The following is a 22,127-nucleotide window of genomic DNA, read 5'->3' as shown; positions in this document are numbered from 1 at the left end:
TGGTAGCTCTTCCGTATTCGGACGCGCCGGGCAAGCCGCCTCCTGCTGCGAACTGAAGCCCGGTGAAGCGACACCCCGCGATCACAGGGCGCCGCTCCAACGGGTGAGCTTCCCGCCGCTAGAGTTGCCCGGTGGGGAAATTCCTGGCGGACATCACGCCGTTACGCGAGAGCCCGGCGTTCCGGCGCCTGTGGCTCGGTTCCGCCGCTTCGGCGCTGGGCAGCCAGCTCACCCTGGTGGCCGTAAGCCTCGAGGTCTACCGGCTCACCCAGGACAGCCTCTACGTGGGCCTGTTGAGCATTTTCGCTCTCGTTCCGCTGGTGGTCGGCGGACTCCTTGGCGGGTCCATCGCGGATGCCCACGACCGCCGCACCGTCGCGCTGCTCGCCTCCGCGGTGCTCTGGCTGACCACCGTCGGCCTGGCGCTGCAGGCCTGGCTGCAGCTCGGTAACGTGTGGCTGCTGTACGTCCTGATTGCCCTGCAGAGCGGCGCGCAGGCCATCAACCAGCCTGCCCGCAGCGCCATCATCCCGATGCTGGTGCGCAAGGAGCTCCTGCCCGCGGCCAATGCCCTGAGCATGATGATCTTCGGCCTGACCATGACTGCCGGGCCGCTGCTGGCCGGCGTGCTGGTCGCCGCGATCGGCTTCGCCTGGACCTACACGATCGACGTGGCCAGCTTCGCGTTCGTCCTCTGGGCCCTGTTAAGGCTGCCGCCGATGCCCCCGGGGCAAGTCGCGCACCGGGCGGGACTGCGCTCCGTCGTGGAGGGCTTCCGCTTCCTCGGCACCCGGCCCAACCTGCGGATGACCTTCGTGATCGACCTTGTGGCGATGATCCTCGCCCAGCCGCGGGCGCTGCTGCCGGCCATCGCCGCGCTGATGATCGGCGGCGGCGACGCCACCGTCGGGGTGCTGCTCGCCTCGACCGCCGTCGGCGCCTTCCTGGCCGGCCTCTTCTCCGGCCCGTTGGGCGCCGTCCGGGCGCAGGGCGCGGCGGTGGTGTGGTCCGTGATGGGCTGGGGCGCCTCGATCGCCGGGCTGGGCCTCGTCGTCGTACTCGCCGGCCGTTCCGGTGCCCACGGCGTGACCCTGTGGCTGGTGCCCGCCGCCCTGTGCTGCGCGCTGGCCGGCATCGCCGACTCCGTCAGCGCCGTCTTCCGCACCACCATCCTCCAGTCCGCCACTCCGGACCACCTCCGCGGCAGGCTGCAGGGCGTCTTTGTCGTCGTCGTGGCAGGCGGGCCCCGGGTGGGCGACATGTTGGCGGGCGGCGCGACTAGGCTGCTCAGTGAGGGCTGGGTGTTGCTCGCGGGCGGTGTGCTGTGCGCGGCGGTGGCCTGGCTCGTTGCCCGCTGGCAGTCCGGTTTCCTGAAGTACGACGCGCGGAACCCGGCCCCTTAGCGGTTCGTTTCTCAGGTGGGTGATCCCGAAGGACATCCAACGGCACGGCTTGGGAGGATCAGTGCACAACCATCACAACGGCCTGAAGACGGCGGCCCTGTTCGGCGTGCTCTGGGCGGTGCTGCTCGGCCTGGGGGCGCTGATTGCAACCGGGACGCGCAGCTCGGCTCCCATCTGGATCATGGCGCTGATCGGCGTCGGTACCACTGCCTACGGCTACTGGAACAGCGACAAGATCGCGATCCGGTCCATGCAGGCCTACCCCGTGACGGAGGCCGAGGCGCCCCAGCTGTACCAGATTGTCCGCGAACTGTCGGTCCGCGCCAACCAGCCGATGCCGCGCATCTACATTTCACCGACCATGGCCCCGAATGCTTTCGCCACCGGCCGGAATCCGCAGAACGCGGCGGTGTGCTGCACGCAAGGCATCCTGCAGCTGCTCGACGCCCGCGAAGTGCGCGGCGTGCTGGGCCACGAGCTGATGCACGTCTATAACCGGGACATCCTGACCTCTTCGGTGGCTGCCGCCGTCGCCGGCGTGATCACTTCGGTGGGCCAGATGCTGCTGTTCTTCGGCGGCGGGGACCGTCGCAATGCCAACCCGCTGGCCCTGATCGCGACGGCCCTGCTGGCGCCGTTTGCCGCCTCGCTGATCCAGATGGCCATCTCCCGTACCCGGGAGTTCGACGCCGATGAGGACGGCTCAACCCTCACCGGGGACCCGCTGGCGCTCGCCTCCGCCCTGCGCAAGATCGAGCAGGGCGTGCAGCTCGCGCCGCTGCCTCAGGACCAGCGGCTGGTGAACGCCTCGCACCTGATGATCGCCAACCCGTTCCGCAGCGGCGGCGGCGTGGCCAGGATGTTTTCCACGCACCCGCCGATGAGCGAGCGGATTGACCGGCTGGAGCGGATGGCCGGCCGCCCGCTGGGCTAGGTCCGCAGGCAATCCGCGGGCAGCGTCCTAGCTGCGGAAGTTCACGAACTGCAGGTCGGCTTCGTCAAAGCCCTTCAGCAGGTTCATGGTTTCCTGGAGGTCGTCGCGGGACTTGGAGGTCACACGCAGTTCGTCGCCCTGGATCTGCGACTTGACGGACTTCGGGCCCTCGTCGCGGATCAGCTTGTTGATCTTCTTCGCGAGATCCTGCGCAATGCCCTCCTTGATGCTCGCCTCGAGGCGGTATTCCTTGCCCGAGGCGAAGGGCTCGCCCGTGTCGAGGGACTTCAGCGAGATGCCGCGGCGGATCAGCTTGGACTGCAGCACGTCCAGGACTGCCAGCACCCGTTCCTCGGAGTTGGCCTTCATCAGGATCTTCTCACCGCTGAAGTCGACTTCGGCGCCGACGCCCTTGAAGTCGTAACGCTGCGCCAGTTCCTTCTGGGCCTGGTTCAGCGCGTTGGCAACTTCCTGCTTGTCGACCTTGCTGACGACGTCGAATGTGGATTCGCCTGCCATGACTGTCCTCCTGGTGTTGTCCGGACGCCCTCCTGCAGGGCGGTGTTTCCTGCATTCCAGCCTAGTACGGATGCTCCGGTTGTGGAGGTGCCGCGGGCGGCCGGTCCTCTCAGTCGGCTCAAAGCTGAACCTCGGGGGAGACGAAGCTTGGTCCGGCATAGTTGTAGCCGTTGGATAAGTCGTTTGAAGGGCAAGGCACATGAACCGCAAGGCCGTCCGTTACGTCACCCGTTCCACTGCAGCCGCCGCGACGTCGGTGGCGGCGGCTGCCTTGGCGGCCTCCATCATCCTGAGTCCTGCCGCCGAGGCCTCGATCCGGCTCGGCGGGGTGCACGCGGACCTGGCCCGGGCGGTGCAACTGAATCAGGTCACGCCGGAGCAGGCGGCCAAGTTCGAGGCGAAACTGGCGGACCGGATCCGCGGAGAAGCCTGAGTTTCCGGGCCTCCCGGGGCCATCTGGCGCCGATTCGATTCTTCGGCGGAAGTTCTGTAAAGTTGTCTTGCCCGCGGTTGCTGGAAGCGGAACGGACTGGAAACAGCCGTTCCGAACATGGAAGCCGCGAGTGATCTTCTTTCGAAGTTCGGCAGATTACCCGAGCGGCCAAAGGGGGCTGACTGTAAATCAGCTGGCAACGCCTACGGGGGTTCGAATCCCTCATCTGCCACCCTTGAAAAGTCTCCGGAACCACTAGGTTCCGGAGACTTTTCTTTTTGTCCTATGACCCCGCCACTGCTCCGTAAGCGCCCTTTTGAGGCGTGAAAACGGCCGTTACGGAGCAATCGACGTTCGGTCCACGGCGGCCAGGATGGCCGCGCCGAGGTCGGCGGGCCTGGTGAACTGCGGCCAGTGGCCGGTGGGCAAGTCCACGTACTCGACGTCGCGGACCTGTGCCAATTCGGCCACGAACGGGTGACCCGCCGCAATCCATTCACGCAACAGCGACGTCGGAAATTCGCAGGCGATCACGGTGGCCGGGACGTCGTAGCGGCGTTCATCAACGAGCCGCTGCTGGTCATAGGCGACGCCTTTGGGTTCCGGAATGGCACGTGCCCTAAACGCGGCCCGCAGGTCCTCGTTCAGGCCAACCAGATCCTTGTCATCGAAAAATTCCCAGGGCGGCAACGCCAAATTGTCGCCGTCGGCCGGCAGTTCGTCATTGATGACCCCGCCTTCCCCCAAGGGGCCGCTGTCCACGTAGATGGCCCGGGCCACGCGGTCCGGGCGCGCATCGGCGGCGCCGTGGATGATGGCGCCGCCTCCGGAGTGGCCGACCACAACCACTGGAGTGTCGAAGCTGTCCACGGCGGCCACGACGGCGTCGATGTGGGTCCGCAGACCGATGCCGGCGCGCGGAGCATCCGCCGATTCCAGCCCAGGCAGCGTCAGGGGGTGCACACGGTGCCCCGCGGCAACCAGCGGCGGCGTAACCTCCGACCATGAGGACGCGTCCAGCCAGAATCCGGGAACCAGAATAATGTCCATGCCGGCACCCTACGCCGTCCGGCCGCTTCCGGGATCCGCCACGCCCGGCTTGCCCTGCGACACCCGGGGCGCGGAATCGGCCGATACTGCGCTACTGGAGAGTAGGGTAAAGCGCGTCGATCGTTGAGCCTGAGGAGCTGTAATGAAGTCGTTTGCATGTGGTGACGTTGTTCCCGGTTGTGAAGCCCGCTGGGTCTGCAGCACCGAGGACGAAATTCTGGTCAAAGTCGGTGCCCACGCGGCGTCGGTGCACGGCCTGACCGAACTGCCCGCTGAACTCGTCGGGTCGGTCCGCAAAGCGATCCACGCGGCTAGTTGATTCCGGCGGCCGACATCCCAGGCGCCGGGGCCGGCGGGTCCGCGGCCCCGGACTGGGAGAGCCTGCTGGCTTCGGCCTGCCGCGGCGAGGGACTGGCGGCTGCCTATCAGCCCATCGTGGATACCTCTCGGGGCACGGTGGTGGGCTACGAGGCGCTGGCGCGGTTTCCCGGCTACGCCGAAAAGAACCCGGAGATCTGGTTCGCTGCTGCGCGCCAGCACGGAAAAGCCGCAGAGCTCGAGTCCGCGGCGCTGCGTCAGGCACTGACGGCACGGGATGCGCTGCCGGCCAACTGCTTCCTGACCCTTAATGTCTCCCCGGAATTGCTGACCTCGGAGAGCATCCGCGGCGTATGGCGCGACCAGGGCAAACTGGGCGGGCTCATTGTCGAGCTCACCGAGCAGACCCCCATTGAGTCGTATGTGGAGCTGGAGCCGGACCTCAACCAGCTGCGCGCCGCCGGCGCCCTGATCGCCGTCGACGACGCCGGCGCTGGTTACGCGGGGCTGCGGCACCTGCTGGCCTTGCGGCCTTCCCTGATCAAAATCGACCGCGCCCTGATCCAGGACGTCGACCGGGATGAGGCGAAGCGGGCCCTGATCGGGATGCTCGGTGCGTTCGCCAGCCAGGTCGATGCGTGGATCCTGGCGGAGGGCGTGGAACGGTCCGAGGAACTGGACGCACTGGTGTCACTGGGCGTCCCTCTCGTGCAGGGCTACTACCTGGCCCGGCCCGCTCCGCCATGGGCCGGCATCGACCTTGACCTGGCGCACCGACTGGCCAGCACCCGCCCGGCAGACCGCAAGACTGTCATCCGCGACGTCGTCGAACCGGCGACGACGGTGGCGAGTGTCACGCAGGCGGCCGAAGCCTTCGCCGCCAACCCCGCGCTGGAGGCCGTCGTCCTGATCGGCGAGCACCTCCGGCCGGTGGCAGTTCTGGACGCCGGGGCGTCCGCACTGGGCGTGGTCAGCCCGGGAATGCGCGTGAATCTCGATACGCCGTTGAGCCAGGCCCTGGCCCGTGCAATGACCAGGGCCCGGGGCCAACGGTTCGAGTCACTCCTGGTGACGGACAACGCCGGCCGCTTCGCCGGCGTCGCCCGAATGGAGCGGATGGTCATTGCCCTGGCCGGGGCCGGCGACTAAGCCGGGCGTTGGTCTCACTTCCGCGGGTCGCCGCGGGGTCAGCCGGCGGTGCTGAATGCCGCTTCGGATACTTCTTTGCCGGAGACGCGCTTGCCCAGGGCGATGAAAAGCAGGACCAGTCCGGCCGTGAGGCCGATGTGCCCGAGGCCGGCGATGCCTGCCATCGCCGCCGACTGCGCGATGCCCTGCACGGCAAAGACGCCGCTGAGGACCATCATCGCCGTCGTGACGACCAGTCCGGCGTTGTAGGTCCAGAAGAACGCGTTGAAGACGCGCGAGCCGGACAGGCGGAAGATATTGTCCAGTGCCAGGACGGCAAGGAAGAAGAGCATGCCCAGGGCCAGAAGGTGGGTGTGGACCACAGAAAGTTGGCTGGCCCCGGTGAAATCGTTGGCCCTGGTGTATTCGCGATAGAACAGGCCGGAGGCCAGCCCGGCGATCAGGTACGCAAGGCTGGCACAGTAGAGCTTCTTCATGGGGTGATCCTTTGCTGATGGTGTAGTGGCGTGATTCTTCGGGGAGCAGCGGCGGCCGTTAGGCCAGGGTGAGCACGGGGGTGGTGAGCCGGCCGTCGCGCATGGTGGCCACGGAGTCGGTCAGCGGGACGAATTCGGTGTCGTGGGTGACCATGACGGTGGCGACCATGAATTCGTCGGTGACGCGGCGCAGGAGCCGGACGATGGAGTCGCTGCGTTCGTGGTCCAGGGCCGCCGTGGGCTCGTCGACGAGCAGGACCTTGGGGTCGCCCATCAGCGCCCTGGCGATGTTGACGCGCTGGCGCTGCCCCCCGGAGAGCTGGTGCGGCCGCTTGTCCGCGCTGGAGGCGAGCCCGACGACGTCGAGCAGTTCCGCGGCTTTGGCGCGGGCTGCTTTGACTGACCTCCCGCGCAGATGGTCACCGATCACGAGTTGTTCCGCGGCGGTGAGGGACGCGAGGAGATTAGGCTGCTGGAAGATGATGCCGATCTTCTCCCGCCGCAGTGCGGTGAGGTCCTTGTCGCCGAGCCCGGTGGCGTCGGTGCCGTCGATGAGCACCAGGCCATGGGTAGGGCGGACCAAGGTGGCGGCGGCGGCCAGGAGGCTGGACTTGCCGGATCCGGACGGGCCCACGAGGGAGATCATCTGGCCTGCCTGGACCGTGAGGTTCACGGCATCCAAGGCCTTGATGGTCCCGTCGCCGTCCGGGTATTCGAGGGTGATGTTGACGAGGTTCAGGGGGCTGGGGCTGGTGCTGGCGTTGACGACGTTCAAGGGACGAGGTGCAGAGGACATGGTGGTACTTCCTTTTGTGGAGGTGTTCGGGCGGGGCGCTGCTGGCCGGAAGGGGTTTTAGTTGCCGCCGAGGGCGATGAGGGCGTCGACCTTGGTGACCCGGCGCACTGCCAGCGCCGCGCCGGCCATGCCGAGGGCGATGATTCCGAAGATGGGCAGCAACGTCGTCGCGGGAGTGACCAGGAAGGGGGCTGCCTTCGCCGCGAAGAATCCGCCGAGGATGCCGATCCCGCCGCCGAGCCCGGCGCCGGCGAGCAGGACGATGGCTGCCTGCGTGATGGCATCACGCAGGACGTACCCGCCGGACGCACCCATGGCTTTGAGAACCGCGATGTCGCGGGTCCGCTGCACGGTCCAGACCGTCAGGAAGGCCACGATGACAAGGGCGGAGATGCCGTAGAGGAAGGCCTGCATCAGGGTCAGGGAGCCGTTCTCACTCTTGTAGGATCCCAGGGCCTGGAAGGAACCCGTGCGGGATGCGCTGACGGTGTGGGCTGCGGTGTTGGCGGCCGCCTCGTCGACGGCGACGCCTGCCTTGTACGTGACGGCGGCGACGGTTCCGAGCTGTCCAGGGTCGCTCAGGTGCGCCAGCTTGGACCAAGTCGGAAGCGCTGTCCAGACCACGCTGGTGTGGGAGTACCACTGGTCCTCGACCACGGCGCTGACAGTTAGCTCGGCGCCCCCGACGTTGGCTTTGTCACCGGCGGCCAGGGAAAGGGCTTGGGCCACCGTCTTGCCTATCACGACAGTGTCGGCGCTGACGCGGGAAGGGGCCAGATGGCCTTCGGGTGCGACGCCGAAGACGGCGACGTTGGTGGTGCCGGTACCGGCTCCGCTGTCTGCGGCCACGGCCTGGAAGCGGGTCTGGCTGATGCCGACGGCTTCTGCATCTTGCACCCCGGCCCGGTTCTTCCAGCTATCGACCTGCGCGGCGGTGACTTCGCTTTCGGTGTAGGAAGCCTTGGGCTCGTTCAGCCCGGGCGCGCCGAAGACGACGCTGTCCACGGCCTTCGACGGGACTCCACTGCTGTTGACGGTGCCGAGTTTGCCGATGGCGGAGGTTGACTGATCACCCAGGCCCGCCGTCAGCCCCGAGAGCATGACCAGCAGCAGGGTGATCAGGGCAACGACGCCGCCCATCAGGGCGAACCTGCCCTTGGCAAAGCGGATATCGCGGATAGCAAGAAACACGGTCGTTCTTCTTTCAGTGGGTTGAGCGGGGGCCGAAAAGCTCCTCCATCAACTCTCCCGCCGGCCGGCTCCGGCGCCATGGTGCAGGCGGTTGATACCGGCTGGACGAATGGTTGGTCCGCCGGTCAACCATTCGGTTGATCCTTCCCGGGCGGGACGCGCACACGGACTGGCCTTCGGACACCGGGGGCCCGGACCCGCCGGCGTCCTTGACCGCAGTGCGAGGATGAGGGCATGAACTTCTTCGACGGGGTGCCGACCCCACCGCAGCGGCCGCGGATGCCCAGACACGTTCCTCCTGTCTGGGCTGCGCCGCCGTCGGATGAGCTGCCCGCCGTCGTCTCTGTGGGCTGCTTCCTCCAGCGCACCCCGCGGCTGGTGATGGCGGTGAAGAGTGCTGAGGTGTTCACCACCGGGTGCGTGATCGAGCTGGTCTGGACGGTCCGACGCGGGAGCGAGACCGACGCGGAATGGGCCGCGGTGACCGAGCAGTGCTTCAACCGGCCCGGTTTCCGCCGCGGTGCCGCGGGCGACGGCGGCGGGCTCCGCTTCGGCGTCGGCTATCCGGACGGCCAGAAGGCCACGGTGGACGGCATGCGTCCCTGGGGTCCCGAGGAGACCGCGCCCGACGGGCCGGTCCTCATGCCGGCCGGGGGTGGAGGCGGCGCGGGCAGCGACGAGGAGGCGAGCTGCTCCGCCAAATTCTGGGTGTGGCCGCTGCCTTCGGACGGTGACCTCCGGGTCGTGGCGCAGTGGCCGGACCGCGGCATGGGCGAATGCTCGGTGCCGATCGGCGGGCTGTCGGCGGCGGCCGGGAAGATCCAGAAATATTGGGACCAATGATTGACGGCGGCGGCGGGCTGGCGGCGGAGCTGCCCGGCGACGTTACGATCAGGGTGCTTAGAAGCTCCGACGCGGAGCGGCTGGGCGCCGCCTACCGGCGGAACCGGGAGCATCTGGCCCCGTGGGAGCCCCTCCGCAGCGCCGAGTTCTTCACGACGGCGGGCCAGCACGCCAACATTGGTGAAAAACTCGGCTCGCTCGCCGCCGGGACCGGCCTGCCGTGGATCCTGCTGGCGGGCGACCGGGCCGTGGGCGCCATGGCGCTGACCGGGATGGTGCGCGGTCCGTTCCTCAGCGCCAACCTCGGCTACTGGGTGGACCAGGAATTCAACGGCCAAGGCATCGCCTCGGCCGCTGTGGGCCACGTTATCGAGGCGTCCCGGACCCGGCTTGGCCTGCACCGGATCCAGGCCGCCACGCTGAAGCACAACGCCGCCTCCCGCAGAGTGCTGGAGCGCACCGGCTTCCGCGAAATCGGGCTGGCCCCGGAGTACCTGCAGATCGCCGGCTCCTGGCAGGACCACGTCCTGTTCCAGCGCATCCTGCACTGAGCCGCGTGCAAGACTCGGAACGTGGCTGACGAATCCCTCGGTGCCTTGCACCATGTCGAACTGTGGGTGCCGGACCTGGGCCGGGCGCGGGACGAATGGGGCTGGCTGCTGTCCGGACTCGGCTACGACCAGTATCAGGACTGGCCCCGAGGGCGGAGCTGGCGGCGCGGATCCACGTACATCGTCGTCGAGGAGTCCCCGGCCCTGAGCGGCCGGACCCACCGCCGGACCGCGCCCGGGCTGAACCACCTGGCGTTCCACGCCGGAACCCGGCAGCAGGTGGACATGGTGGCCGCGGATGCTCCCGCGAACGGCTGGACCGAACTGTTCCCGGACAAATATCCGCACGCCGGCGGTCCGGAACACTTTGCCGCGTACCTGGTGAATTCGGATGGTTTCGAAGTGGAGCTCATCGCCGCCGGCTGATGAGCTGGCGGGGATCGGTACCGGGAACTGCTTGGCACTGTTGTTACTCGTGAGTAACATAGATCCCATGCATCTGTTGCTCCGCACCCTGATCTTGCTGATCCAGTCCGCCCGACGCTCCCCGCTGAGCATTTGGGAGACGTCCTCGCTGCCGCTTCGCGTGCTGCCCACGGACATTGACATCGCGATGCATGTCAATAACGGCATGTACTTCTCGCTGATGGACCTGGGCCGGTTCGACCTGATGGCGCGCAGCGGCACCTGGAAGGCCATCCGCGGGCGCGGCTGGACGCCGGTGGTGGCGGGGGAGACCATCGCCTTCCGCCGCTCCCTGCAACTGTGGCAGCGCTACACGATCGAGACCAAGGTCATCGGCCTCGACGAGAAGGCCATCTACTTCGAGCAGCGCATGGTGGTCGACGGCGAAATTTATGCCCGTGCGCACATTGCTACCCGGCTTGTCAGCAAGGGCAAACCGGTCAGCCAGGACGAGATCATCCGCGAATTCGGGGAGCCTCCGGCGGACCTGGAACTGCCGGAATGGATTCACGACTGGCGCGAAACCAACGCGCTGCCGGGTGCGCGCCGTCCGGCTCCGCACGTCTGGGCCTAAGCCCGCAGGATTTGCCAAGAGCGAAAAGCAGGCAACTTTCGCAGCGGCTCGCGTACCGTTGAAGCATGGCAACGGTAAACATTACAGGTGAACAGTTCGCATCGACCGTCGAGGGCAACGATATTGTCCTCGTAGACTTCTGGGCCGAATGGTGCGGCCCGTGCAAGCAGTTTGGTCCCACGTACGCGGCCGTCTCGGAGAAGCACCCGGACGTGGTGTTCTCCAAGGTGGATACCGAAGCCGAACAGCAGCTCGCCGCCGAGGCCGGCATCACCTCGATCCCCACGCTGATGGCTTTCCGCGAAAAGGTCCTGGTCTTCTCCCAGCCTGGCGCCCTGAACGCCCAGCAGCTGGAGCAGGTGGTTGACGCCGTCAAGGGCCTGGACATGGCGGAAGTCCACGCGCACGTGGCGCGCTCGCAGGCTGAGGCCGCCGCCCCTCAGGACGGCACCCAGATCCCTGACGCCTAGGTCGGCTCCAGCAACTGACTTAGAGTTTTTCCAATTTGACGGGCTCGGCCAGCAGTGCGCTCAGGGACTCGTTCAGATCCTGGAGCGCCGTCCCCTTGGCGTGCTTGTCCAGATCCTCCTGCGAGGCCCACTGCTCGGTCAGTACCAGCTTGTCCTCGGCCGCCTCGGTCAGTTCGTAGCGGAGACAGCCCGGCTCGTTCACCACCTCGTCGATCGCGATTTCCAGGGCAAGCTTCACTCGGAAGAATTCGCCGTCGTTCGGGATGAAAGTGGCCCGCAGGTCAATGGGTGCGCTCATGGCTTTCACCCTACCGGGCGCTCGCGCCGGGGCCGGAAAATGTTCCGGACATTTCCTAGGACTTCCACGTATTACCCTTCTCATGCCGCCGCAGTGTTGGTAGCGTCACACCATGCTTGCGTACACAGCCGGGGACTCTGACGTCCCGCTGATCGAGGAAACCATCGGCGATCATTTCGAACGGATCGTCGCCCAGTTTCCCTACCACGATGCACTGATTGAGGCCGCGGCGGTCCCGGGCGGGGAAGCCCGGCGGTGGAGCTACACCAAGATGAACGACGACGTCGACCGGCTGGCCCGCGCGCTGCTGGCCCTCGGCGTCGTGAAGGGGGACCGGATCGGGATTTGGAGCCCCAACTGCGCTGAATGGACCATCCTGCAGTATGCCACGGCGAAGATCGGGGCCATCCTGGTCAACGTCAATCCGGCCTACCGCAGCCACGAACTCGAGTTTGTCGTGAAGCAGAACGGCATGCGGATGCTGGTGGCGGCGCCGTCGGACAAGAACAGCGACTACACCGGCATGGCCCGGCAGGCCCTGGCCGAATGCCCCGAATTGCGCGAACTCGTGTTCCTGCCCGACGCCGGACTGCCCGGCCTCACCGCCGGCGACCCTGAAAGCGAGGCGGAGCGGACGTACGCTGAGCTGCTGAAGCGGGCCGACGACGTCGCACATGCCGGTTTGAAGGCGCGGATGGCCGAACTGAACCCGTACGACGCGATCAACCTGCAGTACACCTCCGGCACGACCGGTTTCCCGAAGGGCGCCACCCTCACCCACCACAACCTGCTCAACAACGGCTACTCCATCGGGGAACTGCTCGATTACACCGAGCATGACCGCGTGGTCCTGCCGGTGCCGTTCTACCACTGCTTCGGGATGGTGATCGGCAACCTGGCGGCACTTAGCCACGGCGCCGCCACCATCATTCCGGGCCGCGGGTTCTCCCCGGCGGCCGCTCTGGAGGCTGTGCAGGATTTCGGCGGGACGTCCCTGTACGGCGTGCCGACCATGTTCATCGCCGAACTCGCCCTGCCGGACTTTGCCTCCTACGACCTCTCAACGCTGCGCACCGGCGTGATGGCGGGTTCACTGTGCCCCATCGAGGTGATGAAGCGGGTGATCGCAGAAATGAACATGCGCGACGTGGCCATCTGTTACGGCATGACGGAGACGTCGCCGGTCTCCACCATGACCCGCGGCGTGGACACCCTGGCGCAACGAACGCAGACCGTAGGCCGGACCATGCCGCAGCTGGAGAGCAGGGTGGTGGACCCGGCCACCGGGGCGGTGCTGCAGCGCGGCGAGATCGGCGAGCTGTGCACCCGCGGCTATTCCGTGATGCAGGGCTACTGGAACCAGCCGGACAAGACCGCGGAGGCGATCGACGCCGAGGGCTGGATGCACACCGGAGACCTCGCCCGGATGGACCAGGACGGCTACCTCGTGATCGAGGGCCGGATCAAGGACATGGTGATCCGCGGCGGCGAAAACGTCTATCCGCGCGAGATCGAGGAGTTCCTGTACACCCATCCGGACATCCAGGACGTGCAGGTCATCGGGGTCCCGGACGCCACCTACGGCGAGGAACTGATGGCCTGTGTGATCCTCAAGCCCGGAGCAGCGACTTTGGACGCCGCGGGCCTGGCGGAATTCTGCCGCGGCAAGCTGGCGCACTACAAGATCCCCCGCTACGTGGACGTCCGGGAGAGCTTCCCGATGACCGTGTCCGGCAAGATCCGCAAAGTGGACATGCGGCAGGAGGCCGTGGCCCGGCTCCGGCTCTGACCGTCCCTCGGGTCCCGGCCCGCCGGCGTCAATGCCGGCGGTGGTCCTGGATGGTCATCCGCGGGCCGAAGACCGGTTTCCGGAAGCCGCTGAGGCCGATCATGCGGACCACGCGCTGCCGGTGGCCGGCCCAGGGGGCCAGTAACCGAAGCATGCCGGCGTCGTCCGTCCTCCGGCCGGTCAGGGCGGCGCCGACGCACGCCGCCAGATGGTAGTCGCCCACCGCGATTGAATCCGGACAGCCGTGCGTGCGCTGCACCACCTCGGCCGCCGTCCAGACGCCGATCCCGGGGATCACCTGGAGCTTTGCGGCCGCCTCGGCCGCCGGCAGCGCCGCCAGACGCTCCAGCGCGGCAGCGGAGCGCAACGCCCGCATAATGGTGGCCGCGCGTTGCGGCCCCACGCCGGCCTTATGCCATTCCCAGGACGGAATGCGCAGCCACTGCTCAGGCGTGGGCTGGACCAGGAGGTTGGCGGGGGCCACGGTGCCGGCGCCGGGCGCCGGCGTCCCGAAGCGGTACATCAGGTAGCGGTAGGCGCGGCGCGCCTCGATCACGGTGACCTTCTGCTCCAGGACCGTGGGCACCAGCGAGTCGATCATCCGTCCGGTGGCCGGCAGCCGGAGGGCAAGGTTCCGGCGCCGGGCTTCGGCCACCATCCGCGGGAGGGTGGCGTGGAAAGCCGGTTCGTCGAAGGCTGTCCAGTCGTCGTCGCGGCCCAGCAGCCGGGGGACGGCCTCGACCGCACGGCCCGCCCCCGCGCCCCAGGCGCGCGCTTCGATGCAGGGCGCGGCGGCCGGACCGGTGACGGTCAGGCAAAGCGACGCCGGGCCGCCCGCCGTCGTAAAGGCCATCCAGAGGCCCTCCGCGGCGACCCGGATCGAGGGATCGCCATGGCCGCGGCGGAGCGTGCCCAAGGTCTGCAGCAGATCGTACGGTCCGGCAGGATGCCACCGCAGGGACGCATCCGCCGCGGCGGCCGCGCCGGCGGGAAGCTCTGCAATGGTCACCCGAATATGTTCCCACGACGGGCCGACGGCGGAGTCATCCGTCGCGGCGCCGCGGCGGTACAGGCGGTGCCGCGACGGAACCCCGGGGGCCCTTATCGGCGTCCCCCTCGAGGACTAGAATCCGGCTGTGGCACGAATTTCCGGTGCCTGTCCGTGGGCTAACCCCTGATGGTGAGGAGCATGTGATGGCTGGTGGAGTGGTGCATTTCGAAATCCCCGCAGAGGACGAGGACCGTGCGGGAAAGTTCTACAGTTCCGCCTTCGGCTGGGAAGTCAGCGCCATGCCGGAGATGAGCTACGCCATGATCAAGACGACGCCGACGGACGCGACGGGCATGCCCTCCGTTGCGGGCTCCATCAACGGCGGCATGTTCCGCCGTGAAGGAGACCTCAAGTCCCCGGTGGTCACCGTGGACGTTGATGACATCGACGCGGCGTTGGAGAAGATCAACTCGCTGGGCGGCAGCACTGTCAGGCCGCGGGAGGAAGTCGGCGCCATGGGCTGGACCGCGTACTTCCGGGACACCGAAGGTAATATCGTCGGACTCTGGCAGAACGCCCCGCGTGCGGGAGGCGCCGGCTCGGCCGCGGACGACCTCGGCGCCTGACGCGCCGGGGCCCGGGCCGCGGCGGCTCAGGGCATGCCGCTGGCCAGCCACAGGGCCACGACCGCCAGCGGGACGGTGAGGACGACGGCGACCAGCCCGGCCAGCGCGAAACCGCCCCAGCGGATCTCCACGTTGAGGGCGCGCAGGCGTTCGTGCCAGAGCAGCGTCGCCAGCGACGCCCAGGGGGTCACCAGCGGGCCGAAATTCACGCCGATCAGCAGTGCCGCGAGCCGCAGCGGCGAGCCGCCCACCGGCTCGAGAGCCAGGTATGCCGGCAGGTTGTTGACAGCGTTTGCCGCTCCGGCGCCGAGCCCCGCCAGCTGGAGCAGCGCGGGCAGGCTGTCCCCGGATCCGGCGACGGTCGCCAACGCCTTCGTCAGCCCGTTGGCGTGCATCGCCTCAACCACCATGAACAGGCCAACGGTAAGCATGAGCGGCCGCCAGGGGACCATCGACCAGCGCAGGGTCGAGCGGCGGCGCCACAGGAACAGCACCAGAAGGACGACGGCGGCGGCGGCAGCAGGCAGGTAGACCGGGATACCGGACACTAGGGCCGGCAGCAGGACCAGCATCACGCCGGCCGAGGCATAGAGCAGCACCCTGTCCCGCACCCGGTGGGCAGGCTGCGGGCTGTAGCGGCCGCGCAGCTCCTTACGAAAGGCCAGCCACAGCAGCGCCAGGGGAAGCAGGATCCCCACCAGCGCCGGCGCCCAGACCAGAACGGCGAACCCGGCCGGACTGAGACCAAGCCGGCCCTGGGCCAGCAGGTTGGTCAGGTTGGACACTGGCAGCAGGAGCGAGGCGGTGTTCGCGAGCCAGATGGTGGTCAGGGCGAAGGGCAGCGGGGGAATCCGTGCGTGCACGGCCAGTAACACCACGACGGGGGTCACCAGCACCGCCGTCGTATCCAGCGACAGAAAGATGGTGGACACCGCTGCCAGGGCAATCGCCAGGAGCCACAGCAGCCGGACGCGTCCCCGGCCGAGAGCGGCCAGTCGGTCGGTGACCGCCCGGAACAGGCCGGCGTCGTCGACCAATTCCGTCACGAGGGACATGGCCACCACGAAGCCCAGCACCGGCACCGTGCGGCCGGTGAGCTCCTCGAAGGCGGGCCAGGGGAGGAGCCCGGTGGCCAGCGCCGCGGTCCCGGCCAAGAGCATTCCGCCGGGAACCAGGTAGCTCCGCAGTGTCTTCAGCCAGTTCCGTCGCTTCACCGCCCAATCCTCGCACCCGAGCCGGTGCCAACGCGACGAGGCCAGCGCGCGGCCGCGGAGACGGTAACTTTGTACCTATGAAGTACGCCCAGTCCATCCTGGACCTCATCGGCCACACGCCGCTCGTCAAACTCAACCACGTGACCGACGGCATCGCCGCCACGGTGCTGGTAAAGCTCGAATACCTGAACCCCGGCGGGTCCATCAAGGACCGCATCGCCGCCAAGATGATCGACGAGGCGGAGCGCAGCGGCAAGCTCCTGCCCGGCGGGACCATCGTGGAGCCGACCTCCGGCAACACCGGCGTCGGCCTGGCCCTCGTGGCGCAGCAGAAGGGCTACCGCTGCATCTTCGTGGTCCCGGACAAGGTCGGCGAGGACAAGCGTGCCGTGCTCCAGGCGTACGGTGCGGAAGTCGTGGTGACACCCACGGCCGTCGCCCCGGACAGCCCGCAAAGCTACTACGGCGTCTCGGACCGCCTGGTCACCGAAATCCCCGGCGCCTACAAGCCGGACCAGTTCTCCAACCCGGCCGCGCCGGCCAGCCACTACGAGTCCACCGGCCCGGAGATCTGGAATGACACGGACGGCAAGATCACGCACTGCGTGATCGGCGCCGGCACCGGCGGCACCATCACCGGCACCGGCCGCTACCTCAAGGACATCTCCGCCGGCCGCGCGGCGTCCGACGGCGGCGTGGTCAAGATCATCGCGGCCGACCCTGCCGGTTCGGTCTACTCCGGCGGCACCGGCCGGCCCTACTTCGTCGAAGGCGTCGGCGAGGACATGTGGCCGGCCAACTACGATAAGGCCGTTCCGGACGACGTTATCGCCGTCAGCGACGCCGACTCCTTCTCGATGACCCGCCGGCTGGCCCGCGAGGAGGGCCTGCTGGTGGGCGGTTCCTCCGGCATGGCCGTCGTCGCCGCGCTCCAGGCCGCCAAGGACCTGCCGGCCGACGCGGTCGTCGTCGTGATCCTGCCGGACTCCGGCCGCGGCTACCTGGCGAAGATTTTCAATGACCAGTGGATGCGTTCCTACGGATTCCTAGCCGGCGGCGACGAAGCCTCAGTGGAGGAAGTGCTCAAGTCCAAGACCGGCGAATTGCCGGACCTGGTGCATATCCACCCCAACGAGAGCGTCCGGGACGTCATCAACATCATGAACGAGTACGGCGTCTCGCACATCCCGGTGCTGTCCGCCGAGCCCCCGGTGGTGATGGGCGAAGTCCTCGGCTCGGTGGACGAGCGCACCCTGACGGCCAAGCTTTTCCGCGGTGAAGCCACCCTTACGGACAACATTTCCGACCACATGGAGGCCCGGCTTCCGGTGATCGGTTCGCTCGAATCGATCTCCACGGCCCGTGAACTCCTCTCCGACGCGGACACCCTGATGGTGACGTTCGTCGGTGCCCCGGTGGGGATCCTGACCCGCCACGACCTGCTCGCGTACCTCAGCAACTGACCAGTTCAAGGAGTCCCATGTCCCAGCCAGAAAGCTCTTCCGCGACCAACGCCGGCTTCAACACCCGCGCCGTGCACGCCGGCCAGGCCTTCGAGCCGCGCACCGGCGCGGTGGTGCCCCCGGTGCACTTCTCCTCCACCTATGCGCAGGACGGAATCGGCGGTCTCCGGGCCGGCTACGAATACGGCCGCGGCACCAACCCCACCCGCGACGCCTTGCAGGAGCAGCTCGCCGCGCTGGAGGGCGGTACCGCAGCGTTCTCCTTCAGCTCGGGGCTGGCGGCCGAGGACTCGATGATCCGCGCCCTGACCCGTCCCGGGGACCACATCGTGCTCGGCAATGATGCCTACGGTGGCACGTACCGGCTGATCAGCCGCGTCCTGGGCGAGTGGGGGATCGGCAACACCCCGGTGGACATGTCCGACCTTGACGCTGTCGCGACGGCCGTCGCGGCAGGCGGCTCGGCTTCCGGCGGCGGCAAGACCCGCCTGGTCTGGGTCGAGACGCCGTCGAACCCGATGATGAAGATCACCGACATTGCAGCGCTGGCTGAGGTGGCGCACTTCGCCGGCGCCCTCCTGGTGGTGGACAACACCTTCGCCTCGCCGTACCTGCAGAACCCGCTGGCGCTCGGCGCCGACGTCGTGGTGCACTCCACTACCAAGTACATCGGCGGGCACTCCGACGTCGTCGGCGGCGCCATCATCGTCAACGACGCCGCGCTGGCCGAGAAGATCGGCTTCGTACAGTTCGCCGTTGGCGCCGTGTCCGGTCCGATGGACGCGTTCCTCACCACCCGCGGCCTGAAGACCCTCGGCGTGCGCATGGACCGGCACAGCGACAATGCCCAGGCCGTGGCCGAATGGCTGTTGGAGCGCCCGGAGGTGGAGGCCGTGCTGTACCCGGGCCTGCCTTCGCACCCGGGCCACGAGCTCGCCAAAAAGCAGATGAAGAAGTTCGGCGGGATGATCTCCGTGCAGTTCAAGGGCGGCGAGGCGGCGGCACGCACGGTGGCCGAGTCCACCTCCGTGTTCACCCTGGCGGAGTCCCTGGGCGGCATCGAATCCCTGATGAACTACCCCTCGGAGATGACGCACGCCTCGGTCAGGGGCACCGAACTGGCCGTTCCCGTGAACCTGATCCGGTTGTCCTGCGGCATCGAGGACGTCGAGGACCTGATCGCGGACCTCGAGCAGGCGTTCGCGCGCCTTGAGCCGGGCAGTTAGCCGCCGGTGACCGTCGTTTCCAAAGCAGCCGGCACCACCACGCGCGGTTGGATCGCGACGGCGGCCGGCGCGGCCGCCGTCGCCGCCGCGCTGGTGGTGTTGTACTCCGCGTACATTCCGCTGATGAACGACTTTGAGGTCTACTTCTATGGCGGGAACCGCGTACTGCAGACCGGCGAGGCGGGCGTGAACGAGCTCTACGCCCCCCGCGACGGGCTGCCGTTCACCTACCCGCCCTTCGCCGCCCTGGTCTTCGCCGCCCTCGCCACGCTGGGCCAAAGCGCCGGCAGCCTCATCTTCGTTGCCACGGCCCTGCTCGGCGCCGCCGTCGTGTCCGCCTGGTTGACCCGGCACTACTTCGGGCTGCGCCGCTGGCGGGACGCGGCCGCGGACTGGCGGTTCCGGGCCGTGGCGCTCGCCGGCACCGCTGCCATCCTGCTGCTGGGGCCCTGGCGGGACACCTTCGACTTCGGCCAGATCAATATCATCCTGATGGGCCTGATCCTCGCCGACTTCGCCCTTTATGGGAAGCTGCGGGACGGGAAAGCACTGGATGGGAAACCGCAATCCGGGATGGTGCGGGCGGGGAAACCGAGCGCGGGCGGATTCCGCTGGCCGGCCGGGCTGCTGATCGGGATCGCGGCCGGGATCAAGCTGACCCCGCTCGCCTTCGGGCTGTATTTCCTGGTCCGCCGCGACTTCAAAGCCCTTGGCTGGATGGCCGTCGGCTTCTTCGGGTCGATCGCGCTGGCGTGGGCCGTCCTGCCCACGGCGTCGGTGACTTTCTGGACCAAGATCCTGCCGGACACGGGCCGGATCGGCGGCCCTGCGTACGTGGACAACCTCTCGGTCAAGGGCCTGCTGCTGCACCTGGGCCTGCCGGACTCTTCCCTGACGACCCTGGTGTGGCTGGTGATTTCCCTCGCCCTCGCTGCCGTGGCTGCGCTCGTGATCAAATGGGCGGTCGAGGCGGAGGAGAACTTCGTCGCCGTGTCCGCCACCGCCCTGTTGATGCTGTTGATCAGCCCGGTGTCCTGGTCACACCACTGGGTCTGGATGGCCGTCGCGCTGCCGTGCATGGGGTTCGCGATCCACCGGATTCCGTCGCGCAACGGCAGGATGCGGCTCGCCGGCTGGATCATCCTGGCCGCCTCCGCCGTCGCCTTCTATCTGACCCCCAAGTATCTTTCGGTCATGGCCGGGGCGCACGAATGGGGCAAGGACCCGCAGACGCAGTGGCAACTCATTGTCGCGAGCCTGGGCGTGGTTTGCGGGATGGCGATGCTGGTCTACTGGGCGCTGGCCTACCGGCCCTCCCGCGCTGCGCTGCGGGCAGCGCGTTAGTTTACAGTCCAGGGGCTAGCTTTCTTGAAGATAGCCAGCTAGTCTGCCGATATGGCACTTCGATCCGACTGGTCCGCGCGCAGCTGCAGCATGGCCCGCGGCCTGGATATCCTCGGCGATCCCTGGGGCATATTGGTCCTCCGCGAGATCTTTTTCGGCAACGGGCGCTTCGACGCCATGAAGGCCCGGCTGGGGGCCTCTGACTCGGTCCTCACCCGTCGGCTGGCTGGCCTGGTCGAGGCCGGGCTGCTCAGCCGCCGGCCGTATGACGACGGCGGCCGGCGCCGGCAGGAGTACGTGCTCACCGCCAAGGGCGAAGATGCCCTGCCGGTACTCAACGCCGTCGTGATCTGGGCCGAGAAACACCTTGCCGCGCCGTCCGAACAGGCACACATGTTCGTGGTCCACAGCGGCTGCGGGCAACGCACCACCTCGGCGGACAGCTGCACGGCCTGCGGTGAACGGCTCACCGCCGAAAATACCAGCTGGCACAGCCTCACCCGGACCGCCAACCCGGTACCCCTCGCCACCGCCCCAGTGACACAGGAGACGACACAAGAGAACGGAACCGCGGCATGAGCGAGCCACAAACCACAGCCCGCCCCCGAACCCGGCGCCGGATCCATCCGGCGTGGACCGTCGCCGCCGTCGCGTTTCTTGCACTGGTCGGGGCCGCCGGATTCCGGGCGGCCCCCGGCGTGCTGATGGTGCCGCTGCAGAACGAGTTTGGCTGGTCCACCACGGTCCTCTCGGCTGCCGTCAGCATCAATCTGGTGCTCTTCGGCCTGACCGCCCCGTTTGCCGCGGCCCTGATGGAGCGTTTCGGGATCCGCGCCGTGACCTCCGTGGCGCTGGTGCTTATCGGGGCCGGCAGCGCGCTGACCGTGCTGGTGAGCCAGTCCTGGCAGATTCTGCTGACATGGGGGCTGCTGATCGGGCTCGGCACCGGCTCCATGGCGCTGGTCTTCGCCGCCACGATCGCTAACACCTGGTTCGCCAAGAGCCGCGGACTCGTGGTCGGCATCCTCACCGCGGGCAGCGCAGCCGGCCAACTGGTATTCCTGCCCTTCATCGCCGCCCTCGCCCAGAACCCGGGCTGGCGGCAGGCTTCGCTGCTGATCGCCGCCGGCGCGTTCGCCGTGGTGCCGCTGGTGCTCAAGTTTTTGAAGAACTCACCGGCCGACGTCGGCGCACTGCCATACGGTGCCGACGCCGCCGAGCCGATGGACACGGCCGAGCCGGCTGTGGCGGCCACCGAAGGGCAGGCGCTGCCGGCCGCATCAACCGAACCCCGCCGGAACGCCGCCGTCCGGGCGATCCAGGTGCTCAAGCGGGCCAGCAAGGTGCGGACCTTCTGGGCGCTCGTAGCGGGCTTCGCGATCTGCGGGGCCACCACCAACGGTTTGATCGGTACCCACTTCATCCCCTCCGCGCACGACCACGGCATGCCCGAAACCACCGCCGCCGGCCTGCTCGCCGTCGTCGGAATCTTCGACATCCTCGGCACCATCGCCTCCGGCTGGCTGACGGACCGGTTCAACCCGCGGATCCTGCTCGCGGTCTACTACCAGTTCCGGGGCATCGGGCTGCTCGTCCTGCCGCTGCTGCTCAGCGCCGAAGTCCAGCCCAGCATGCTCGTGTTCGTGGTCATCTACGGCCTGGACTGGGTGGCCACCGTCCCGCCAACCGCCGCGATCTGCCGCCAGGTGTTTGGTGCAGACGGCAGCGTTGTCTTTGGCTGGGTCTTCGCCGCACACCAGCTCGGCGCCGCCGCGGCGGCGCTGGCAGCCGGCGCTGTCCGGGACGCCACCGGCCAGTACACCTACGCGTGGTTTGCCGCAGCGGCCATGTGCACCATTGCCGCCGTCATCAGCGCGACCATCCGCAAGGACACCGGACAGAAGACCAGGGTCCCTGTCCCGGCCTGACTGCTCTGTAGGATGAACGGCGGGGACCGGGGCAGCCGCCGCCGGCTCGCTGCACTTTCGTCCCGCGGCAGCAAAT

Annotated in this window: 25 protein-coding genes and 1 tRNA gene; 18 read left to right on the top strand and 8 right to left on the bottom strand. The window is 68.0% G+C overall.

The window, feature by feature from the left end:
* Nucleotides 1-131: 131 nt before the first annotated feature.
* Together AC1DGI_RS16055 and htpX are read left to right on the top strand one after the other, a co-directional pair.
* On the top strand, nt 132-1,403 hold the full coding sequence (locus AC1DGI_RS16055) for an MFS transporter (RefSeq protein WP_441400122.1): 1,272 nt from the start codon (nt 132-134) through the stop codon (nt 1,401-1,403).
* Nucleotides 1,404-1,464: 61 nt separating this feature from the next.
* Nucleotides 1,465-2,337 (top strand): zinc metalloprotease HtpX, encoded by an 873-nt coding sequence (gene htpX, locus AC1DGI_RS16050; protein ID WP_441400120.1) that lies wholly within the window; start codon nt 1,465-1,467, stop codon nt 2,335-2,337.
* 27 nt (nt 2,338-2,364) lie between these two features.
* Here the strand turns inward: htpX and AC1DGI_RS16045 are convergent, their stop codons facing one another.
* The gene (locus tag AC1DGI_RS16045; RefSeq protein WP_441402936.1) at nt 2,365-2,856 is read right to left on the bottom strand and encodes a YajQ family cyclic di-GMP-binding protein; all 492 of its coding nucleotides are present in this window, start codon (nt 2,854-2,856) and stop codon (nt 2,365-2,367) included.
* A gap of 199 nt (nt 2,857-3,055) precedes the next feature.
* Here AC1DGI_RS16045 and AC1DGI_RS16040 point away from each other — a divergent pair, with 199 nt between their 5' ends.
* A complete protein-coding gene (locus tag AC1DGI_RS16040) occupies nt 3,056-3,289 on the top strand; it encodes a hypothetical protein (protein WP_476899541.1) in 234 nt (77 codons plus the stop codon).
* A 150-nt stretch (nt 3,290-3,439) separates the two neighbouring features.
* Nucleotides 3,440-3,521, top strand: a tRNA-Tyr gene (locus AC1DGI_RS16035).
* 104 nt (nt 3,522-3,625) lie between these two features.
* Here the strand turns inward: AC1DGI_RS16035 and AC1DGI_RS16030 are convergent.
* Nucleotides 3,626-4,339 carry an alpha/beta fold hydrolase gene (locus AC1DGI_RS16030; RefSeq protein ID WP_476899540.1) on the bottom strand — a complete coding sequence of 238 codons (714 nt, stop codon included), beginning with the start codon at nt 4,337-4,339 and terminating at the stop codon, nt 3,626-3,628.
* 142 nt (nt 4,340-4,481) lie between these two features.
* Between AC1DGI_RS16030 and AC1DGI_RS16025 the strand changes: the two genes are divergently transcribed.
* Nucleotides 4,482-4,658, top strand: a complete 177-nt coding sequence (locus tag AC1DGI_RS16025) for a DUF1059 domain-containing protein (protein ID WP_441402078.1) — start codon at nt 4,482-4,484, stop codon at nt 4,656-4,658.
* Nucleotides 4,655-5,806, top strand: coding sequence for an EAL domain-containing protein (locus tag AC1DGI_RS16020; RefSeq protein ID WP_476899539.1), 1,152 nt, complete (start codon nt 4,655-4,657; stop codon nt 5,804-5,806). The genes AC1DGI_RS16025 and AC1DGI_RS16020 overlap by 4 nt, the downstream gene beginning before the upstream one ends.
* 38 nt (nt 5,807-5,844) lie before the next feature.
* On the opposite strand, the gene AC1DGI_RS16015 is transcribed toward AC1DGI_RS16020, so the two are convergent.
* The 3 genes from AC1DGI_RS16015 to AC1DGI_RS16005 are packed head-to-tail and all read right to left on the bottom strand — an operon-like array spanning nt 5,845 to nt 8,269.
* A complete protein-coding gene (locus AC1DGI_RS16015; RefSeq protein WP_476899538.1) occupies nt 5,845-6,282 on the bottom strand; it encodes a DUF2871 domain-containing protein in 438 nt (145 codons plus the stop codon).
* Between the two features lie 58 nt (nt 6,283-6,340).
* Nucleotides 6,341-7,078, bottom strand: coding sequence for an ABC transporter ATP-binding protein (locus tag AC1DGI_RS16010; protein ID WP_441402075.1), 738 nt, complete (start codon nt 7,076-7,078; stop codon nt 6,341-6,343).
* A 57-nt stretch (nt 7,079-7,135) separates the two neighbouring features.
* The gene (locus tag AC1DGI_RS16005) at nt 7,136-8,269 is read right to left on the bottom strand and encodes an ABC transporter permease (protein ID WP_476899537.1); all 1,134 of its coding nucleotides are present in this window, start codon (nt 8,267-8,269) and stop codon (nt 7,136-7,138) included.
* Nucleotides 8,270-8,503: 234 nt separating this feature from the next.
* On the opposite strand from AC1DGI_RS16005, the gene AC1DGI_RS16000 reads away from it, so the two are divergent.
* The 5 genes from AC1DGI_RS16000 to AC1DGI_RS15980 all read left to right on the top strand — a co-directional run bounded on the left by AC1DGI_RS16000 (nt 8,504) and on the right by AC1DGI_RS15980 (nt 11,172).
* Nucleotides 8,504-9,112, top strand: a complete 609-nt coding sequence (locus AC1DGI_RS16000; RefSeq protein ID WP_476899536.1) for a hypothetical protein — start codon at nt 8,504-8,506, stop codon at nt 9,110-9,112.
* Nucleotides 9,109-9,663, top strand: coding sequence for a GNAT family N-acetyltransferase (locus tag AC1DGI_RS15995; RefSeq protein WP_476899535.1), 555 nt, complete (start codon nt 9,109-9,111; stop codon nt 9,661-9,663). The genes AC1DGI_RS16000 and AC1DGI_RS15995 overlap by 4 nt, the downstream gene beginning before the upstream one ends.
* A 21-nt stretch (nt 9,664-9,684) precedes the next feature.
* Entirely contained in the window at nt 9,685-10,089 is a 405-nt protein-coding gene (locus tag AC1DGI_RS15990) for a VOC family protein (protein WP_441403265.1), read from the top strand.
* A gap of 67 nt (nt 10,090-10,156) precedes the next feature.
* Nucleotides 10,157-10,702 (top strand): acyl-CoA thioesterase, encoded by a 546-nt coding sequence (locus AC1DGI_RS15985; RefSeq protein WP_476899534.1) that lies wholly within the window; start codon nt 10,157-10,159, stop codon nt 10,700-10,702.
* A 65-nt stretch (nt 10,703-10,767) separates the two neighbouring features.
* Nucleotides 10,768-11,172, top strand: coding sequence for a thioredoxin family protein (locus tag AC1DGI_RS15980; RefSeq protein WP_441403267.1), 405 nt, complete (start codon nt 10,768-10,770; stop codon nt 11,170-11,172).
* 19 nt (nt 11,173-11,191) lie between these two features.
* Here the strand turns inward: AC1DGI_RS15980 and AC1DGI_RS15975 are convergent, their stop codons facing one another.
* Nucleotides 11,192-11,470: a putative quinol monooxygenase gene (locus AC1DGI_RS15975; protein WP_441403268.1), complete on the bottom strand. Its 279-nt coding sequence runs from the start codon at nt 11,468-11,470 to the stop codon at nt 11,192-11,194.
* A 112-nt stretch (nt 11,471-11,582) separates the two neighbouring features.
* Here AC1DGI_RS15975 and AC1DGI_RS15970 point away from each other — a divergent pair, with 112 nt between their 5' ends.
* Nucleotides 11,583-13,259, top strand: coding sequence for an AMP-binding protein (locus AC1DGI_RS15970; RefSeq protein WP_476899533.1), 1,677 nt, complete (start codon nt 11,583-11,585; stop codon nt 13,257-13,259).
* Nucleotides 13,260-13,287: 28 nt separating this feature from the next.
* Here the strand turns inward: AC1DGI_RS15970 and AC1DGI_RS15965 are convergent, their stop codons facing one another.
* Nucleotides 13,288-14,268 (bottom strand): DNA-3-methyladenine glycosylase family protein, encoded by a 981-nt coding sequence (locus tag AC1DGI_RS15965; RefSeq protein ID WP_476899532.1) that lies wholly within the window; start codon nt 14,266-14,268, stop codon nt 13,288-13,290.
* 185 nt (nt 14,269-14,453) lie between these two features.
* Between AC1DGI_RS15965 and AC1DGI_RS15960 the strand changes: the two genes are divergently transcribed.
* Nucleotides 14,454-14,876, top strand: coding sequence for a VOC family protein (locus tag AC1DGI_RS15960; RefSeq protein WP_441402621.1), 423 nt, complete (start codon nt 14,454-14,456; stop codon nt 14,874-14,876).
* Nucleotides 14,877-14,902: 26 nt separating this feature from the next.
* Here AC1DGI_RS15960 and AC1DGI_RS15955 read toward each other — a convergent pair whose 3' ends face one another.
* The gene (locus AC1DGI_RS15955; protein WP_476899550.1) at nt 14,903-16,036 is read right to left on the bottom strand and encodes an SLC13 family permease; all 1,134 of its coding nucleotides are present in this window, start codon (nt 16,034-16,036) and stop codon (nt 14,903-14,905) included.
* Nucleotides 16,037-16,167: 131 nt separating this feature from the next.
* Between AC1DGI_RS15955 and AC1DGI_RS15950 the strand changes: the two genes are divergently transcribed.
* From AC1DGI_RS15950 to AC1DGI_RS15930, 5 genes are read left to right on the top strand one after another with little or no spacing between them, the layout of a single operon-like run.
* Nucleotides 16,168-17,553: a cystathionine beta-synthase gene (locus tag AC1DGI_RS15950; protein ID WP_441402620.1), complete on the top strand. Its 1,386-nt coding sequence runs from the start codon at nt 16,168-16,170 to the stop codon at nt 17,551-17,553.
* A gap of 17 nt (nt 17,554-17,570) precedes the next feature.
* Nucleotides 17,571-18,779: a cystathionine gamma-synthase gene (locus AC1DGI_RS15945; protein WP_441402619.1), complete on the top strand. Its 1,209-nt coding sequence runs from the start codon at nt 17,571-17,573 to the stop codon at nt 18,777-18,779.
* Between the two features lie 6 nt (nt 18,780-18,785).
* A complete protein-coding gene (locus AC1DGI_RS15940) occupies nt 18,786-20,123 on the top strand; it encodes a glycosyltransferase 87 family protein (RefSeq protein WP_476899531.1) in 1,338 nt (445 codons plus the stop codon).
* Nucleotides 20,124-20,174: 51 nt separating this feature from the next.
* Complete coding sequence (locus tag AC1DGI_RS15935; RefSeq protein WP_441403517.1) at nt 20,175-20,702, top strand: winged helix-turn-helix transcriptional regulator; 528 nt, start codon at nt 20,175-20,177, stop codon at nt 20,700-20,702.
* Nucleotides 20,699-22,051, top strand: coding sequence for an MFS transporter (locus tag AC1DGI_RS15930; RefSeq protein WP_476899530.1), 1,353 nt, complete (start codon nt 20,699-20,701; stop codon nt 22,049-22,051). Before AC1DGI_RS15935 ends, AC1DGI_RS15930 begins: the two co-directional genes overlap by 4 nt.
* Nucleotides 22,052-22,127 lie beyond the last annotated feature (76 nt).

This window comes from Arthrobacter sp. 05N428_2 (genome assembly GCF_056397065.1).
Note: the sequence above shows the minus strand (reverse complement) of the source record. Positions and strands in the feature narration are given on the sequence as shown.

Bases quoted from the DNA above. Each gene is read 5' to 3' on its own strand.
- AC1DGI_RS15985 (WP_476899534.1), top strand. From the start codon at position 10,157: ATGCATCTGTTGCTCCGCACCCTGATCTTGCTGATCCAGTCCGCCCGA.
- AC1DGI_RS16040 (WP_476899541.1), top strand. From the start codon at position 3,056: ATGAACCGCAAGGCCGTCCGTTACGTCACCCGTTCCACTGCAGCCGCC.
- AC1DGI_RS15970 (WP_476899533.1), top strand. From the start codon at position 11,583: ATGCTTGCGTACACAGCCGGGGACTCTGACGTCCCGCTGATCGAGGAA.
- AC1DGI_RS15995 (WP_476899535.1), top strand. From the start codon at position 9,109: ATGATTGACGGCGGCGGCGGGCTGGCGGCGGAGCTGCCCGGCGACGTT.
- AC1DGI_RS16045 (WP_441402936.1), bottom strand. From the start codon at position 2,856: ATGGCAGGCGAATCCACATTCGACGTCGTCAGCAAGGTCGACAAGCAG.
- AC1DGI_RS15960 (WP_441402621.1), top strand. From the start codon at position 14,454: ATGGCTGGTGGAGTGGTGCATTTCGAAATCCCCGCAGAGGACGAGGAC.
- AC1DGI_RS16000 (WP_476899536.1), top strand. From the start codon at position 8,504: ATGAACTTCTTCGACGGGGTGCCGACCCCACCGCAGCGGCCGCGGATG.
- AC1DGI_RS15930 (WP_476899530.1), top strand. From the start codon at position 20,699: ATGAGCGAGCCACAAACCACAGCCCGCCCCCGAACCCGGCGCCGGATC.
- AC1DGI_RS16010 (WP_441402075.1), bottom strand. From the start codon at position 7,078: ATGTCCTCTGCACCTCGTCCCTTGAACGTCGTCAACGCCAGCACCAGC.
- AC1DGI_RS15945 (WP_441402619.1), top strand. From the start codon at position 17,571: ATGTCCCAGCCAGAAAGCTCTTCCGCGACCAACGCCGGCTTCAACACC.
- AC1DGI_RS16025 (WP_441402078.1), top strand. From the start codon at position 4,482: ATGAAGTCGTTTGCATGTGGTGACGTTGTTCCCGGTTGTGAAGCCCGC.
- AC1DGI_RS15980 (WP_441403267.1), top strand. From the start codon at position 10,768: ATGGCAACGGTAAACATTACAGGTGAACAGTTCGCATCGACCGTCGAG.
- AC1DGI_RS16015 (WP_476899538.1), bottom strand. From the start codon at position 6,282: ATGAAGAAGCTCTACTGTGCCAGCCTTGCGTACCTGATCGCCGGGCTG.
- AC1DGI_RS16030 (WP_476899540.1), bottom strand. From the start codon at position 4,339: ATGGACATTATTCTGGTTCCCGGATTCTGGCTGGACGCGTCCTCATGG.
- AC1DGI_RS15975 (WP_441403268.1), bottom strand. From the start codon at position 11,470: ATGAGCGCACCCATTGACCTGCGGGCCACTTTCATCCCGAACGACGGC.
- AC1DGI_RS15935 (WP_441403517.1), top strand. From the start codon at position 20,175: ATGGCACTTCGATCCGACTGGTCCGCGCGCAGCTGCAGCATGGCCCGC.
- AC1DGI_RS15950 (WP_441402620.1), top strand. From the start codon at position 16,168: ATGAAGTACGCCCAGTCCATCCTGGACCTCATCGGCCACACGCCGCTC.
- AC1DGI_RS15955 (WP_476899550.1), bottom strand. From the start codon at position 16,036: ATGCTCTTGGCCGGGACCGCGGCGCTGGCCACCGGGCTCCTCCCCTGG.